This is a genomic window from Gemmatimonadota bacterium (genome assembly GCA_016713785.1).
GTDB lineage: Bacteria > Gemmatimonadota > Gemmatimonadetes > Gemmatimonadales > GWC2-71-9 > JADJOM01.
The window spans coordinates 413,450-429,081 of record JADJOM010000003.1 but is presented as its reverse complement, the minus strand read 5'-3'; the positions used below and the strand labels follow the sequence as shown (position 1 = coordinate 429,081).

The 15,632-nt window shown below is 73.3% G+C and carries 11 protein-coding genes and 1 tRNA gene; 6 read left to right on the top strand and 6 right to left on the bottom strand.

The window, feature by feature from the left end; all coding sequences use genetic code 11:
• Positions 1–54 precede the first annotated feature (54 nt).
• Complete coding sequence (gene hemW, locus IPJ95_09525; protein ID MBK7923849.1) at positions 55–1,188, bottom strand: radical SAM family heme chaperone HemW; 1,134 nt, start codon at positions 1,186–1,188, stop codon at positions 55–57.
• A 156-nt stretch (positions 1,189–1,344) separates the two neighbouring features.
• Here hemW and IPJ95_09520 point away from each other — a divergent pair, with 156 nt between their 5' ends.
• Positions 1,345–2,013 carry a hypothetical protein gene (locus IPJ95_09520; GenBank protein MBK7923848.1) on the top strand — a complete coding sequence of 223 codons (669 nt, stop codon included), beginning with the start codon at positions 1,345–1,347 and terminating at the stop codon, positions 2,011–2,013.
• Positions 2,014–2,126: 113 nt separating this feature from the next.
• Here IPJ95_09520 and IPJ95_09515 read toward each other — a convergent pair whose 3' ends face one another.
• The 5 genes from IPJ95_09515 to IPJ95_09495 form a co-directional block, all read right to left on the bottom strand.
• A complete protein-coding gene (locus IPJ95_09515) occupies positions 2,127–7,106 on the bottom strand; it encodes an Ig-like domain-containing protein (GenBank protein MBK7923847.1) in 4,980 nt (1,659 codons plus the stop codon).
• A gap of 126 nt (positions 7,107–7,232) precedes the next feature.
• Positions 7,233–8,348 carry a DNA-protecting protein DprA gene (gene dprA, locus IPJ95_09510; protein ID MBK7923846.1) on the bottom strand — a complete coding sequence of 372 codons (1,116 nt, stop codon included), beginning with the start codon at positions 8,346–8,348 and terminating at the stop codon, positions 7,233–7,235.
• Complete coding sequence (gene obgE / locus IPJ95_09505) at positions 8,339–9,391, bottom strand: GTPase ObgE (protein ID MBK7923845.1); 1,053 nt, start codon at positions 9,389–9,391, stop codon at positions 8,339–8,341. Before obgE ends, dprA begins: the two co-directional genes overlap by 10 nt.
• Positions 9,392–9,403: 12 nt before the next feature.
• Positions 9,404–10,045, bottom strand: coding sequence for a carboxymuconolactone decarboxylase family protein (locus IPJ95_09500; GenBank protein ID MBK7923844.1), 642 nt, complete (start codon positions 10,043–10,045; stop codon positions 9,404–9,406).
• Between the two features lie 47 nt (positions 10,046–10,092).
• On the bottom strand, positions 10,093–11,106 hold the full coding sequence (locus IPJ95_09495; GenBank protein ID MBK7923843.1) for an asparaginase: 1,014 nt from the start codon (positions 11,104–11,106) through the stop codon (positions 10,093–10,095).
• 46 nt (positions 11,107–11,152) lie between these two features.
• Between IPJ95_09495 and IPJ95_09490 the strand changes: the two genes are divergently transcribed.
• The 5 genes from IPJ95_09490 (at position 11,153) to IPJ95_09470 (ending at position 15,632) form a co-directional block, all read left to right on the top strand.
• Positions 11,153–12,637, top strand: a complete 1,485-nt coding sequence (locus IPJ95_09490; GenBank protein ID MBK7923842.1) for a hypothetical protein — start codon at positions 11,153–11,155, stop codon at positions 12,635–12,637.
• Position 12,638: 1 nt separating this feature from the next.
• Entirely contained in the window at positions 12,639–13,631 is a 993-nt protein-coding gene (locus IPJ95_09485; GenBank protein ID MBK7923841.1) for a D-glycero-beta-D-manno-heptose-7-phosphate kinase, read from the top strand.
• A 98-nt stretch (positions 13,632–13,729) separates the two neighbouring features.
• Positions 13,730–13,803: transfer RNA gene (locus IPJ95_09480), tRNA-Val, on the top strand.
• A gap of 102 nt (positions 13,804–13,905) precedes the next feature.
• Positions 13,906–14,964: an LLM class flavin-dependent oxidoreductase gene (locus IPJ95_09475; GenBank protein MBK7923840.1), complete on the top strand. Its 1,059-nt coding sequence runs from the start codon at positions 13,906–13,908 to the stop codon at positions 14,962–14,964.
• Entirely contained in the window at positions 14,964–15,632 is a 669-nt protein-coding gene (locus IPJ95_09470; protein MBK7923839.1) for a peptidylprolyl isomerase, read from the top strand. The genes IPJ95_09475 and IPJ95_09470 overlap by 1 nt, the downstream gene beginning before the upstream one ends.

The following is a 15,632-nucleotide window of genomic DNA, read 5'->3' as shown; positions in this document are numbered from 1 at the left end:
GTGAAGGGGACGCTCCCATCATCGGGGCCGACGATTGCAGGGGCCCTCAGCTCCTCATGACAAATCGGTGACGCGGGGGTGAGGAATCGCGGCGGCCTGGGCCACGAGCGCATCGAGCCGGAGCCAGCCCTCGCCCGTCAGGCAGGCCCGCCCGCCTTCGGTGCGGGCCCAGCCGTGATCGGTCCAGAGTTGCACAAGTGATCCGGGCAGCCGCCCTTCCGCGACGCCGCCGTCCGTGCGGAGCCCGAGGTAGAGGTCCTCCACTCGCAGCGCCTCCGCGTCGAGCCACTCCTCGGCCGCCACGGTCGGCGCGCCGGCTTCGACGGCGGCGCTCCACGCCGCCCACTCGCGGAGATTCCACCATCGGCGCTGGCCCACCGCGCTGTGTGCGGAGGGGCCGAGGCCGAGGTAGGGCGCCCGCCGCCAGTACGCACGGTTGTGGACCGCCTCCCGGCCGGGGAGGCCGTAGTTGGACACTTCATAGTGGTGGAATCCGGCGCCGGTCAGGCGCTCCCGCGCCGCCAGGAATTCAGTGGCATACCGCTCGTCCGGGGAGGGAAGCGCACTGCCACGGGCCACCCAGCGACCCAGGGGCGTGTGGGATTCGACGGTGAGCCCGTAGAGCGACAGGTGGTCGGGGGCGAGTTCGAGGGCGCGCTCCAGGTCGACCGCCCAGTCGCGGCCCAGCGCCTCGGGCAGCGCGTAGATCAGGTCGAGGGAGAGGTTGGTGATCCCTGCGGCCCGGAGGGCCCGCACCGCCCCCGGCACCTGCTCAGCCACGTGGGTCCGGTGCATCCATGACAGGACCCCGGGATCGAAGGATTGCACCCCCAGCGACACCCGATTGACCCCAGCGGCGGCCCAGGCGGCGGCCGACGCGGGCGTGACGTCGTCGGGATTGGCCTCGAGGGTCACCTCCGCGCCGGACACGAGCGGCCGTTCGGCCCGGAGGGCCGCGAGGAGGCGGGAAAGCTCGGCCGGCTCGAGCCGCGAGGGCGTGCCGCCGCCAAGGTAGATGGTCGCGAGGGGCGCCGCGGACGGGAACCGGTCAGACCCGGCCCAGCCGCGCCACTCCCGGAGCAGCTGGTCCACGAAGCGCCGGGAAGGCACGTCCCGGCGGACCGCGATGGCGAAGTCGCAGTAGCTGCAGCGGCGGGCGCAGAAGGGGACGTGGAGGTAGAGGTGCATGGGTGGCGGCTCGGCGGCTCAAGTCCGAAAGTAATCGTGGAGGGGTGGCCAAGTTGACAGCCCATCGGCGGGAGCGCATCCTACCTGCGGTTCCCGGGGCGCTCTGTCCCCACGCCAGTCCCACGCCAAGGGGGTTCCGTGTTTCGCTTGACGTCCGTGCGCCAGCGCCTGGCCGCGGCGGCGCTGCTGTTCGCCGCGACGGTCCCGTCGGTCCTCACCGCCCAGAACAAGTTCTCCATCACCCCCTGGGTGGGCAGCTACTTCTCCCTCGCCGACTTCTACAACGATGACTTCGACCTGACCGTCATCGGCGGCACCGGCACCTCCAACATCACGGTCTCCCAGGAAAACACCGCGATGTTCGGCCTGCGGATCACCCTGCCGGTCAGCGCCACGATCGCCGCCGAGGGCTCGTTCGGCTACGCGAGCAGCAACGTGCGGTTCGTGATCGAGGACCCGAACCAGAACGGCGGGTTCGACTTCGCCACCACCGACAAGGGCAGCGTCATGATCGGCAGCCTCCGGGCCGTCATCAAGCCGCGCCGCAGCAACCTGAGCCTCGTGCTCGGCGGCATCGTGGTCCACCACGGCGGCAGCTTCTGGGATGGCCCGGGCCTCGACGGCAAGCTGACCAGCTTCGGCGGGGTGGCGGGCATCGGCCTGCGCGCCAACGTCACGCCGCGGTTCCCGATCGACATCCGCGCCGAGGCCAACCTCTACCAGTTCGACCCCGACAAGGGCGACGACGCGAGCCTGGGCTTCTACCCCGGCAAGATGCAGTCGGACCTGGTCTTCAGCGTCGGCGTGCCGATCGGCGGGCGGTAGACGGCGGGGCGGTAGGGCGGTAAGGCGGTAGACGCCGCATGCTGCCGAAATAGAACGGGCGGCGCTCCACGGTGGAGCGCCGCCCGTTCTCGTGCCGCCGAGCCGCCCGGCTGCTACTGCCCGGTGACGGGCCCCGGCGTGGACCGGGGCGCGGTACCGCCATCGCCCAGCTGTCCACGATCGTTCCGGCCCCAGCACTGGGCCTCGCCGCCGCGGGCCATCCCGCAGCTGGTGCCGTCGCTGGCGGAGATGGAGCTGAAGGGCCCGCCCGCGACCGCCACCGGCTTGTTGCGGTCGGTCTTGGAGCCGTCGCCGAGCTGCCCGGAGCGGTTCTCGCCCCAGCAGTACACCTCGCCGCCGCTGGCCAGGCCACAACTGTGATTGGCGCCGAGGGCCAGGTCGGTGAAGCCCTGGCCGCCGCTCACGGCCACCGGGCTGGGGCGGTCGCTCTTGGAACCATCGCCCACCTGGCCGCTTTCGTTGGCGCCCCAGCAGTACGTCTTGCCCGCGGTGGTGATGCCGCAGCTGTGCTTGCCGCCCGACGCCACCCGGCTGAACTTGAGCCCGCCGGAGACGTCGATCGGCTCGCTCTGCTGCTCCAGGCCACCGAACCCGAGCTGGCCGGAGAAGCCATCGCCCCAGCAGTAGGCCTGGCCCCCGGCGGTGACGGCGCAGGTGTGATTGCCCCCGGCGCTGATCTGCACGAAGCTCTGCCCGCCCCGCACCGCCACCGGCTTCTTGCGGTCGCTGGTGCTACCATCGCCCAGCTGGCCCTCCCGGCCGCGGCCCCAGCAGTACGCCTTGCCGCCGGCCAGGCCGCAGGTATGGGTGGCGCCCGCGGAGAGCACGGAGAAGCCGGGGTCGCCGGTGACGGTCACCGCGCCGGCGCTGGTGGTGGTGCTGCCATCCCCCAGCTGGCCCGACTTGTTGTCCCCCCAGCAGATGGTGCGCCCACCCGCGAGGGCGCAGGCGTGCGCCCGGCCCACGGCCAGGCCACTCGCGCCGCTGGTACCCTCGATGGCCACCAGTCCCGTCTGCCCCGCGCCCCAGCAGACGGCGCCATTCCCCGAGGTGATGCCGCAGGAGAAGCCGCCCCCCGCCTCGACAGCCCGCCGGGGCAGCAGCGCGGTGGCGCCGCCGGCGGCGGGCGCGGGGCCGGGCGCGACCGGCGGCGGCACCACCACCACCGGCGCGGCGGTCACGGTGATCCGCTCGCTCGCCACCTTGCCATCGGCCTCGGCCCGGATCTCGGCGGTGCCCGGCGCCACGCCGGTGATCAGGCCGGTGCCGCTGACGGTGGCCACCTGGGGCGCGCTCGAACTCCACGAGATGCCGCGATCGGTGAGCGGGCGGCCACGCGCGTCGCGGGCCGCAGCGGTCCAGGTCGTGGCCTCGCCCACCTTGAGGCTCCTCCCGCTGGCGGTCAGCGCCACGGCGGCCACCGGCACCACGGCATCGGTCACGGTGACGACCGCGCTCGCCGACTTGCCCTCGGCGGTGGCGGTGATCGTGGCCTTGCCCTTGGCCAGACCACTGACCACGCCGGCGTCGGAGACCTTCGCCACCCGCGTGTCGCTCGACTTCCACTGCACCGCCCGGTCGGCCAGCGGATTGCGGCGGGCATCGAGGAGGCTGGCCGCGAGCGGCGCGTCGGCGCCGGTCTCGAGCGCGAGGGCGGCAGGCGAGAGCGACATGCTCGCCACCGGCGCAGGCGGTTCCGGCCGCGCCGGCTCGGGCTTGGCCGGCTCCGGCTTGACCGGCTCCGGGATGGCCACCGGCGGCGGCCTCGGCGCCGAGACGGTGATCCTCCCCCCGGCGCTCTTGCCTTCGCTGCTGGCGGTGATCGTGGCGGTGCCCGCGCCCATGGCCGAGACCAGGCCGCTGGAGGAGACCAGTGCCACGTCGGGAGCGTCGGTGCTCCACACCACGGTGCGGTCATTGAGCACGAAGCCCCGGGTATCCTTGGCGGTGGCGGTGAGCTGCGCCGTCTGGCCCACCTCGAGCGTCCGCCCCGCGCCCCCGAGGAGCACGCTCGCCACCTGCGCGGGGAGGTCGCTGGTGGGTTCGGCCACGGTCACGGTCGCGGTGCCGCTCTTCCCCTCGCTGGTGGCGGTGATGGTGGCGCTGCCGGCCTTGCGGCCGGTGACGGCACCGAGCCCGGACACATCCACCACCGCCGGATCGCTCGAGCTCCACGTCACGGCGCGGCCCTGGATCTCGTTCCCATCGGCGTCCGTGAGCACCGCGGCGAACTGCGCCGTGCGCCCGACCGCCACCTCGGTGGCCTCCCCGTTGATGGTCACGCTCGCCACCGCCGCATCGGCGGTGGGCAGCAGCACGGGGGCGGGCGGAATCTCCTCGCCAGCCTTGGGCCGCAGCACCGCGAAGGCCACCGCCACCACCACCGCGAGCCCCACCACCGCACCGATGAGCTTGCCCTTGCCGCCGGAGGACGGCTCGGCGGACCGCCGGCCCGTCGGCTCGACGGCAGGCGGGGGGCTCGGCGGCTGGACGGCTCGACGGCTGGCCGGCTCGGCGGCGGGCGGCGGGACGACCTCGGTCTTCGCCTCGGGCGTCGGCGCTGGCGGCGGGGGCGGCGCCTTCTTCTCGGGCGCCGGCTTCGGCTCCACCGGGGGCGGCAGGACCTCGGTCTTGACCTCTGCCACCGGAGGCGCGGGGATGGTCACCGCGAACTCGGCCTTCCGGCCCTCGATGGTGGCGGTGATGGTCACCGCGCCGGGCGCCCGGGCGGTGACGGTGCCGTCCTTCGCCACGCTGGCCAGCTGACTGGCGCCGCTGGTCCACTGCACCTCGCGGCCCGTCAGGACATGACCCTTCGCGTCCTTCGCCACGGCCTTGAGCGCGAGGGTGCCGCCGACGGCGAGGGGACCCGCCTTGCCCTCGATGCTCATCGACGCCACCGGCACGGGCAGGACCGTCACCGGCACGGTCCACAACTTGCCCTCGACCTCCGCGGTGATCTTGGCCGTGCCCGGCGCCATCCCGGTGATGCTGCCGTCCTTGTTCGCGATCACGATGGCCGGCGAGGACGAACTCCACTTGACCTCGCGGCCGCTGAGCAGGTGGCCGCGGGCATCCTTGGCCTGGGCCACGAGCATCGCCTTGTCGCCCGCGATGAGCGGCTCCGGCGGCGCAATGGTCACCGACGCGACGGCGGCCGCGGTGACCTTGACCTTGACCGACGCGTGCTGCGACTCGGCGGTGGCGGTGACCTCGACCACCCCCTCCGCCACGCCGGTCACCACCCCCGCCGCACTGACGGTCGCGAGCTTCTCGTCGGCCGAGCGCCAGGCCACGATCCGGTCGGTGAGCGCCTTGCCGTGCCGGTCCAGGAGCGCGGCGGCGAGGGGCACCGTCTCGCCGGCGCGCACCGCCGGGGCATCCGGCGTGACGCGCACCTTGGCGACCGGCGCCGGCGTCACCCACACCCGCGCGCTCCCCTTCACCCCTTCGGCCTCCGCGACGATCTCCACCACGCCCTCGCGGGCGGCGACCACGTGCCCCTTGGCGCCGGGGGTCACCACCCCCTGCGGGCTCATGCTCCACTCCACCTCGCGGTCGTGCAGCGACACGCCATGCTGGTCCTTGATCACCACCGTGAGGCCCAGTTCGTCGCCGATGGCGAGGCGTGCCTCTTCCGGCTCGATGACGACCGACCCGACCGGCACCCGGGTCACCGCCACCTGGGCCGCGCCGCTCACGCCCTCGGTGGTGGCGGTGATGGTGGCCGTGCCGGGCGCCATGGCCGTGACCAGGCCGGTCGGGGACACCGTGGCGATGGCCGGCGCGCTCGAGGCCCAGCTCACCGGCACCCCCGCCGCCGTGCCGCCGGTGGTGCGCGGGTTGGCGGTGAGCTGCATGCTGTCGCCGACGTGCAGGTCGCTCCGGCCCGGGGCCACCGAGATGCTGAGCACCCGCGGCGTCGGCATGGGGACCGGGATCGGGGTGGTGGCCGCCTCGACCACCTGCCGGGTCTTGGCCGGCGGCACCGGGCTGGTGGGTGGCGGCGGGACCTGCCGGAGGATCTCGCTGGTGCTGCCCTTCCGGGCCAGGGCCACCAGCTGCAGGCGCACCGGGTCGTCGTGGGTGAGGGCGTGACCGCCGATGGCCTGGGCCGCCTCCTCCATCGAGCCGTAGCGCTTGTCGGGCGCCTTCTCGAGCATCCGCATGACCGCCTGCGCCAGCTCCGGCGGGCAGTCGGGGCGCTTGTCGCCGAGCGGCTTCGGGGTCTCGTGGAAGTGGGCGAACATGATCGCCATCGCCGAGTCGCCCTCGAAGGGCTGGTGCCCGGTGAGCATCTCGTACGCCACGACGCCGAGCGAGTACTGGTCCGACTTGCCGGTGATGTCCTTGGCCGCGCACTGCTCCGGGCTCATGTACGACGGGGTGCCCACGGCGATGCCGGTCATCGTCAGGCCCCGGTTCTCCGCCACCTTGGCGATACCGAAGTCGGTGACGACCGACCAGCCCTCCTCGTCGATCATGATGTTGGCCGGCTTGATGTCCCGGTGCACGATCCCGTGCCGGTGGGCGTAGCCCAGCGCGCCGGTGACCTGCTGCAGGATGGCCTTGACCATCGCCACCGGCATCGGGCCGATGTCCTTGATGATCTGTTCCAGCGAGCGGCCGGCGATGAACTTCATCACGAAGAAGAGCGACTTGCCGGCGCTCTTCACGGTGTAGATCGGGATGATGTTCGGGTGGGACAGGTTGGCGGCGGTCCGCGCCTCGCGCTTGAAGCGCTCGGTCATCCCCTCGCCCATGAGCAGGAGCGCCGGGGCCATGACCTTCACCGCCACCTTGCGGTCGAGGGCGATGTCGTGCGCCAGGTACACCGTGGCCATGCCGCCGCGGCCCAGTTCCCGGAGGATCTCGTACTCGCCGATGGTGGCCTGCTTGAGCATCTCGAGCGCGAGCGACTGCGCCTCGTCCTCCTGGGCCGCCGGCATCATGGCCGTGGCCACGCTGCCCTGCTCGCCGGACACGTCCAGCCCGCACTCCATGCAGAAGCGCGCGCCAGCCGAAATCGGCTTGCCGCAACGGGGACAGGTTGCGCCGGTGGTCGAGGTCATCGGGCTCGGAAGTCTAGGGGCTGGCCCAATTTAGCCGGGAAACTGGAAACGGGAAACCGGACCGGGGGCCCGCCCTGCTCCGTGGGCCCGCGCCGCCGGCGCGAGGGTGCAATCCGCACCACCTCCTTACTGGTTGGTCAGGGCAAGGCGGCCGGCCCGGGGGGCCAGCAGGCCGCGGAGTTCCAGGGTGGTGATCAGGCTCAGGAGACGGGCCGCCGGCAGGTCGGAACGGGCCACCAGGTCGTCGAGCCCCAGGGGGCCGGCGGCCAGGAGCTGGTAGATCGAGGCCTCCTCCGGGGTGAGGCCGGGCGGGGGAGCGGCAGGCCGGGCCACCCCACCTTCCCCGGCCGGCGCCGCCGCCGCACCGAGCTCGGGGTAGTGCCGCAGCAGGTCGGCGATCTCCAGCAGCGGCTCGGCCCCATCGCGCAGCAGCCGGTTGGTCCCGACCGACGTGGGGCTGGTGATATTGCCGGGCACCACCATGACGTCCCGCCCCTGCTCCAGCGCCATCGCCACCGTGATGAGCGTGCCCGACCCGGCGGCCGCCTCGATGACCAGCGTTACCCGGGCCAGCCCGCTGATCAGCCGGTTGCGGCGCGGGAAGCTGCCCGCCATCGGCTTGTCGCCCGGGGGGAACTCGGTGAGCAGCAGGCCACGCTCCTCCACCCGCTGGTAGAGGGTCCGGTTGGCGGCGGGATACACCACCCCGAGCCCGTTCCCCAGTACACCGAGCGTCAGGCCGCCCGCGTCGAGCGCGGCCGTCTGGGCCACGGCATCGAGGCCGCGGGCCATCCCGCTCACCACCACCAGGCCAGCCGCCGCCGCCGCGCCCGCGATGTTCCGTCCCACCTCGCCACCGTACGCCGAGTGGTCCCGGCTGCCGACCACCGCGACCGCCGGCCGGCCCAGCAACGAGAGGTCTCCCTGGGCAAAGAGCACGCCCGGGGGGTCGGGAATGGTCCGCAGCTCCGTGGGGTACTCCGGGTCATCGCGCAGCAGGCAGCGGGCCCCCATCGCCTCGACCCGCGCCAGCACTGCGGCGCCCGCGGCGATGCTGGCCTGCCCGATGGCGGTGGCCGCGGCGGGGGAGATGCTCGGCACGGAGCAGAGAAACGCAAACGGCGCCGCGAGGGCGCCGTGGGCTGTCTGGCAGGCGGTGAGCAGCGCCGTGAGCCGCTGCGGACCGATGCCGGGGGTGAGGGCCAGCGCAACGTACGCGGCCCGTTCGTCGCTCAGGGCCACGCCTCGCCCTCGTCGCCCTCCCACAGCGGCTCGTCTACCCGGGGGCTCGTGGCCTCCGCGGCGCGGGCGGCCTCGACCGCCTTCCAGAGGTATGCCTTGAGATCCTCCACGCCCTCGCCGGCCACCGACGAGAACGCGACCATCCCGATGGCCCCAGGGGTCTCGAGCACCGGCAGCTCGGCATCGGCGGGGAGGAGGTCGCGCTTGGAGAGCAGGACCAGGTGCGGCTTCGCGAACAGCACCTCGCTGTAGGCCCGGAGCTCGCCCCGCAGCAGGTCGTAGGTGGCCTGCGGGTCGGGGGCGTCGAGCGGCACCATCACCGCCAGCACCCGCGTCCGCTCCACATGGCGCAGGAACTGGAGGCCCAGCCCCTTCCCCTCGTGCGCGCCCTCGATGATGCCGGGAATGTCGGCCACCACGAAGGTGCGGCTGTCCGACAGCCCCACCACGCCGAGGTTGGGCTCGAGGGTGGTGAAGGGATAGTCGGCGATCTTGGGCCGGGCGGCGGAGATGACCGAGAGCAGGGTGCTCTTGCCCGCGTTCGGCTCCCCGACCAGGCCGACGTCCGCGATCAGCTTGAGGGTGAGCTCGAGCTGCCGCTCCTCGCCCTCCTCGCCCGGCTCCCACTCGCGCGGCGCGCGATGGGTGGAGGTGGTGAAGCGGGCGTTGCCGCGCCCGCCCCGGCCCCCCTTGGCCACCAGCAGCGTCTCGCCGGCGTGCAACACCTCGCCCATCGGCTCGCCGGTCTCGGCGTTGCGCGCCACGGTGCCGGGGGGCACCGGGAGGAAGAGGTCGTCGCCGGTGGCGCCGGTCATGTTCTTGCCCTTGCCATGGACGCCGCGTTCCGCCTTCCACACGGTGCGGTAGCGGTAGTCCAGGAGGGTGGCGAGGTTGGCGTCGGCCTTGAGGTAGACGGAGCCGCCGCCGCCGCCGTCGCCGCCGTCGGGCCCCCCCTTGGGCTTGTACTTGAAGCGCGCGAAGGACGCGGCCCCGGAGCCCCCGGTGCCCGCGCTGACGCGGATGGTGACGAGATCAACGAACATGGGGTCCCCGGGTCACTCCTCGGGTTCCCAGCCTTCCCGCACCGTCTGCCACAGTTCCTTCACTTTCTTCCACTGGTCATAGGACAACAGGGGGTTCACCACCGACAGCACGGCCTCGACCTGGCCGAAGGTGGCGCCGGCGTGGAGCGAGCCACGGAGGTGCGAATGCAGCTGCCGGGGCGCCTCGAGCACCGCGGTCTGCGCCACGGTGCACAGCTCCCGCCGGAGCAGGTCGAGCCCCGGCCGGCCCATGGTCCGGCCGTAGCCCTCGATGATCATCCACTGATCGAGCGCCGGGTGCAGTTCCTTCACGTTTTCCCGCAGGCGCTTGTAGTTGGCGCCGTAGACGATGCCGCAGGTCTCCTCGCCGCGGACGGTCCACTGCGGCAGCTGCCGGTAGTCGCCGTCCGGGTCGCTGGGCGGCGCCGGCACCCGGCTCACCTTGCGCCAGATGGTGAAGGCAATGAGCGTGCGCGGATACCCCACCATCAGCACCGACTGGAGCAGCAGTTCCTCGACCCACGGGACCGGCACCTGGGCGCTCTTGCACGCCGCGGCGCCCTGGCGCAGCTCCGGTTCGAAGCCCTGCGCGATGGCCGCCGCGAAGCGGACCAGGGTCAGCGTCGGTTCGTCCAGGTGATCCTGCCGTGCCATGAGTCTAGCGTCCTCCCCTGCCGGGTCCGTACCGCCGGAACGCACCGCTAGTCCGGAAACCGCAGCGCGCCGGTGGCCCGCAGCGTCCCCGTGACGGCGCCGCGGGTGTTGTGGATCGGAATCTCGGCGTGGCGATCCACCGCCGCCCCGAGCCCCGCCGGGTCGAACCCGAGCGGGAGGCGTTCCGCCAGCGCGCGGAGCACGCCGAGGAGCGCGGGCCCCAGGCTCAGCATGTCGCCATCTTCCACCTTGAGCGCCACCCCCAGCCCCGGGCCCGGAAGCGCGGCGCAGTAGACGCCGTCCGCCCCGAGCTTGGCGATCACCGCGCCCCGCGCCGCGAGGCCGAGGTCGGTGCACAGCCTGTTCCGGCCCCCGATCATCTCCGGGAACCCGGCCATGGCCTCCCGGAGTCGGCGGGCCGCCGGTTCCCCCGAGGTGCCGAACCGAGCATAGGCCAGCGCCATCGCCGCCAACGGCAGCCCGAACGACACGACCGTGCAGCCGTCCACGCCCTGGACGATCCGGTCCTCGGCGAGGCCGGTCCACCGCGCCACCTCCGCCAGGATCCGCTGCTGCAGCGGATGCTCCGTCCGTTCATACCCCGCCACCGGCCAGCCGCGCGCCCGCGCCATGGCCACCATGGCGGTGTGCTTGCCGGAGCAGTTGCTCCAGCGCGGCGTCATCGTGATGCCGTGGCGGAGCACCTGCTCCGCGACCGCCGGCGAGAGCGGCGGATGCGGGCCGCAAGCCAGCGCCTCCTCGCCGATCCCCACCTTCCTGAGCATGCCGTCAACCACCTCGAGGTGGGCCGGCTCGCTCGAATGGGAGGCGCAGGCGAGGGCCAGCTCGCGGGCCGTGAAGCCCACCCGGTCGGCCACGCCGTCGGCCACCATCGGCATGGCCTGGAACGGCTTGGCCGCCGAGCGCCAGAAGGCCACCAGCGCCGGGTCGCCATGTTCGGCCACCAGGCGGCCCTGCGCGTCCACCACCGCCACCGAGACCCGGTGCACCGATTCCGCGATGCCGCCGCGGGTGGCCTCGAGCCGGAAGGGGGTGGGCATGGGGGAGCAAAATAGCGGAGCGGGAAGGAATCCGTATCTTTGGGCCATGCCACTCCCGTCGCGCCTGGTGATCGCGCTCACCGGACTTGCCGCCCTGCCGCTCGCGGCCCAGTCCACGCCGTATGTCGCGCTCGATGATCCGCACCGTCCCGCCTTCGAGCACCTGGTGACCCGCGGCGAGGTGGACGACCCCTCCCCCCAGCGCCGCCCCTTCCACCGGCGGGACGCCCTGCTGGCCCTGGACAGCGCGGCGGCGCGCGGCACGCTCCGCGACACCGCGCTCGCCGGCCGGCTCCGCGCCGCCTGGGCCGAGGATACCGTCGAGGCCCGCTGGGAGGTGGGGGTGGCCGCGGGCGGCCAGGGCTACACCGATGCCCGCCGCGACCTGCTGCACCCGGCCGGCCCCGAGGGCATCCGCCCGCTGGCCCAGCTGCGCGTGGAAGCGCACTACGGCCCGGTGGTGCTGGTGACCCGCCCCACCCTCGAGCCGCGGGTGGCCAGGGACCCCGACTGGTCGGGCCGGCACAACCTCAAGGTCACGGGCCGTCACCCCGAGGCCTACCTCGCGCTCCAGTTCCGGTACGGCGAGCTGTTCTACGGGCAACAGGAACAGGACTGGGGGCCGGCACTCTTTCCCGGCATCGGCGTGAGCAACGCCGCCTACCCGCGGCCCGCCCTGGGCCTCACCCTCGGTACCGCGCGGCTGGGCCTCACGGCGCAGGCCACCACGCTCGAGGACGCCACCGACAGCAGCGGCGCCACCATCAACCGGTACTTCTTCCTCCACCGCCTGCACGCGCGCGTCGGCCGGCGGCTGGAACTCGGGCTGTGGGAGACCACCGTGCTGGCCGGACCGGGACGCAGCTTCGGGCCGCGGTTCCGCAATCCCGTCACGCTGCTGCTGCTGGCCAACGAGTACGGCCTGGGCGATGACGGCAACATCATGCTCGGCGCGGACGTCACCTGGCGGGTGGGGGCGGTGCGGCTCCTCGCCCAGCTGGGGCTCGACGACTTCCAGTACCAGCCGGGCACGGCGCCCAACCGCTACGCCTTCGCCCTGCAGGCGGAGGGACCGCTGGGCCGGGCGCTGGCCTGGCGGGCCGGCTACTCCCAGGCGTCGAGCCTCGCCTTCCGGACCGGGCGCCCCTTCGAGGCGTTCACCGAGGAGGGGGTGGGACTCGGGCGCAACTTTGCCGATAATGACCAGGTGACCGTGACGGTGAGTGCCCCGGTGGCGGGATGGATGGTCTCGCCCGAGCTGACCCTGCTCCGCCAGGGCGAGGGGCGGATCAACGACCCCTGGCCCACGGGGCAGGCCCTCGCCGACACGCCGACCCTCTTCCTGGGGACGGTGGAACGCACCTGGCGCGCCGCCCTGGACGTGAGCGGGCGGCACGGCCCGCTGGCGCTGCACCTCAACGCCGGGGTCCACCGCCTCCAGAACGCCGATCACGTCGAGGGGCGCCGCCGCACCGAATTCGTCGCGCGGCTGCAGGCCACCCTGGGCACCCGCTGGCAAGGACGCCTCTAGCATGCCGACCTCCGCGCTCCCTCGCCCCCGCCTCACCGCCCTGCTGGAGCAGATGCGCGGCCGCCGCGTGGTGGTCGTCGGCGACGCGATGCTCGACCGCTACCTCCTCGGCGACACCGAGCGGATCTCGCCCGAGGCGCCGGTGCCGGTGGTGAGCGTCACCGAGCGGCGGCTGGCGCTGGGTGGCGCGGCCAACGTCGCGGCGAATGTGGCGGCGCTCGGCGGCCAGGCCCAGCTGGTGGCGGTGGTGGGCGCCGATCGCGACGGCGAGGCGCTGCGCGGCGAGCTGGGGCGCCTGGGGATCGATGACCGGTTCCTCCTGGCCCTCCCCGATCGCCCCACCACGACCAAGACCCGCGTAGTGGCCCGCGGGCAGCAGGTGGTGCGCATCGACGAGGAAGACGCGGGCGAGCTCGCCGCCGAGACCGCCGCGCGGCTGGCCACGCTGGCCACCGAGGCCATCGCCCAGGCCGACGCGGTGCTGCTCGAGGACTACGACAAGGGCGTGCTCCACCCCCGGGTCATCGCCGCCACGATGCAGGCGGCCGCGGCGCGCGGACTGCCCACCGTGGTGGATCCCAAGTTCCGTTCCTTCTTCGCGTATCGCGGCGCGACGGTGTTCAAGCCCAACCGGCGGGAACTCGGCGCGGCGATCCCGGGCATCGACCTGAGTTCGGCGCGGGCGCTGGTCGAGGCGGTGGGGCGCCTGCAGGTGGAGAACCTCCTGCTCACCCTGGGGGCCGGCGGGATGGTGCTGGTGAACCGCGATGCGGGGGTGCCACCGCACCTGATCGAAAGTGAGGCGCGCGAGGTGTACGACGTCTCGGGCGCCGGGGACACCGTCACCGCGTGGGTCGGGACGGCGTTGGCGGCGAAGGCCACGCCGATCGAGGCGGCGGAGGTCGCCAACATCGCCGCGGGGGTGGAGGTGGCCAAGCGCGGCGTGGCCACGGTCTCGCCGGCCGAGGTGCTGGCGGCGCACCGGGGCGCGTAGGGTGGCCGAGAGGGGGCACCGCGCGGCACCGGGGGTTGCCTTAACACCGTGCCATGGTGTAGGTTATCGGCCCCCAAGGCACCGGGGAGCCCCATCACGGGCGATTAGCTCAGCTGGTTAGAGCGCGCGCCTCACATGCGCGAGGTCGGGGGTTCGAGCCCCTCATCGCCCATCGCAGACTGTCGAGCAGCTCCCCGGCGCCAGGTCGGGGGGCTGTTCTGCTTCCGGACGGCGACGCCCACCGTCCCCCAAGGCGTTCGGCAAGGAACCGCACATGGCACCACCCCTCGAGTTCGGGCTCGACACCTTCGGTGACGTCACCCGTGGTGCCGATGGTCATCTCCTCCCCCACGCCCAGGTCCTCCGGCACGTGGTCGAGGAGGCGGTGCTCGCCGACCAGGTCGGCGTGGACTTCATCGGGCTCGGCGAACACCACCGCCCCGACTTCGCCATCTCCTCGCCCGAGATGGTGCTCGCCACGATCGCGGGACGCACCACCCGCCTCCGGCTCGGCTCCGCCGTCACCGTGCTCGGCTCCGACGACCCGGTGCGCGTGTTCCAGCGCTTCTCCACGCTCAACGCCACCTCCGGCGGCCGGGCCGAAGTGATCCTGGGCCGGGGATCGTTCACGGAGTCGTTCCCCCTGTTCGGGTTCGACACGGGGCAGTACGAGACGCTGTTCGAGGAGCGGCTCGACCTCTACGCCCGGATCCTGGAGCAGGACCGGACCGGCACGCCGCTCACCTGGCGGGGCACCACCCGCGCGCCGCTCGCGGGCCAGCGGGTCTATCCCCCCACGGAGGGCGGGACGCTGCGCACCTGGGTGGGCGTGGGCGGGAGCCCGCAGTCGGTGGTGCGCGCCGCGCGCCACGGCTTCCCGCTCATGCTCGCCATCATCGGGGGCGACCCGCGGCGCTTTGCGCCCTACGTGGCGCTGTACCACCGCTCCCTCGCGGAGCAGGGCCGGGAGCCGCTCCCGGTGGGGGTGCACTCGCCGGGCTACGTCGGCGAGAGCGATGCCCAGGCGCGCGCCGACTACTGGCCGGGGTACCAGGGGCTCATGAACACGATCGGCCGGGAGCGCGGCTGGCCGCCTGTCACCCGTGACCAGTTCGAGCGCGAGGTCGAGTCGGGCTCGCTCTACGTCGGCTCGGCGGAGACCGTGGCGCGCCGCGTCGCGGCCACCGTGCAGGCGCTCGGCCTGGCGCGGTTCCAGATGAAGTACAGTTCGGGCCCGCTGGCCCACGAGAAGCTGCTGGGCAGCATCGAGCGCTACGGCCGCGAGGTGCTGCCGCGGGTGCGGGCGCTGCTCGACGCCGCGCCGGCGCCGTGATGGCGCCCCTCCCCGCCCGCGTGGATATTCCCCCGGGCAGTCCCTCACCCCTCACCCGGACCAATCCCGTGCCAGCGATTGCCACGCGCCTCCTGCCCTCGCTCGCGCTCCTGCCGCTGCTCCTCGGCGCCACCGCGCCGCTCCCGGGCCAGACCTACGCGGTGGGGCGGATCCGCACCCCGCAGGGCGAGATCCGCTTCCTGCTCGACGACCGCACCCCGGCGCACAAGGCGAGCTTCCTCCGCCTGGCGGCGGCGCACTACTGGGACTCGCTCACCTTCAACCGCGTGATCCCCAACTTCGTCGCCCAGGGGGGCTGCCCCGACACCCCCGAGGGATTCTCGCACTTCCCGGACCTGCTGGCGCCGGAATTCCACGACAGCCTGCGCCACGTCTACGGCGCCGTCGGCGCGGGGCGCGACGACAATCCCGGCAAGGTCGACCCGGGGTGCCAGTTCTACATCGTGGCCAACCCGGCCGGGCTCAAGCGGCTCGACGGGAACTACACGGTGTTCGGCCAGGTGTTCACGGGCATGGACGTGGTGGAACGGATCGTGGCCGCGCCGCGCGACTCCACCGACACGCCGCACACGCCGATCCCGCTGACCGTGGACGTGGTGCGGATGACCGCGGCGGAGCTGGGACGGTACGGGGTGCGCCGGCCCTAA

Excerpts from the sequence above, each read along its gene's own strand:
- hemW (MBK7923849.1), bottom strand. The coding sequence starts at position 1,188 with ATGCACCTCTACCTCCACGTCCCCTTCTGCGCCCGCCGCTGCAGCTAC.
- IPJ95_09515 (MBK7923847.1), bottom strand. The coding sequence starts at position 7,106 with ATGACCTCGACCACCGGCGCAACCTGTCCCCGTTGCGGCAAGCCGATT.
- obgE (MBK7923845.1), bottom strand. The coding sequence starts at position 9,391 with ATGTTCGTTGATCTCGTCACCATCCGCGTCAGCGCGGGCACCGGGGGC.
- IPJ95_09500 (MBK7923844.1), bottom strand. The coding sequence starts at position 10,045 with ATGGCACGGCAGGATCACCTGGACGAACCGACGCTGACCCTGGTCCGC.
- IPJ95_09495 (MBK7923843.1), bottom strand. The coding sequence starts at position 11,106 with ATGCCCACCCCCTTCCGGCTCGAGGCCACCCGCGGCGGCATCGCGGAA.
- IPJ95_09490 (MBK7923842.1), top strand. The coding sequence starts at position 11,153 with ATGCCACTCCCGTCGCGCCTGGTGATCGCGCTCACCGGACTTGCCGCC.
- IPJ95_09485 (MBK7923841.1), top strand. The coding sequence starts at position 12,639 with ATGCCGACCTCCGCGCTCCCTCGCCCCCGCCTCACCGCCCTGCTGGAG.
- IPJ95_09475 (MBK7923840.1), top strand. The coding sequence starts at position 13,906 with ATGGCACCACCCCTCGAGTTCGGGCTCGACACCTTCGGTGACGTCACC.
- IPJ95_09470 (MBK7923839.1), top strand. The coding sequence starts at position 14,964 with ATGGCGCCCCTCCCCGCCCGCGTGGATATTCCCCCGGGCAGTCCCTCA.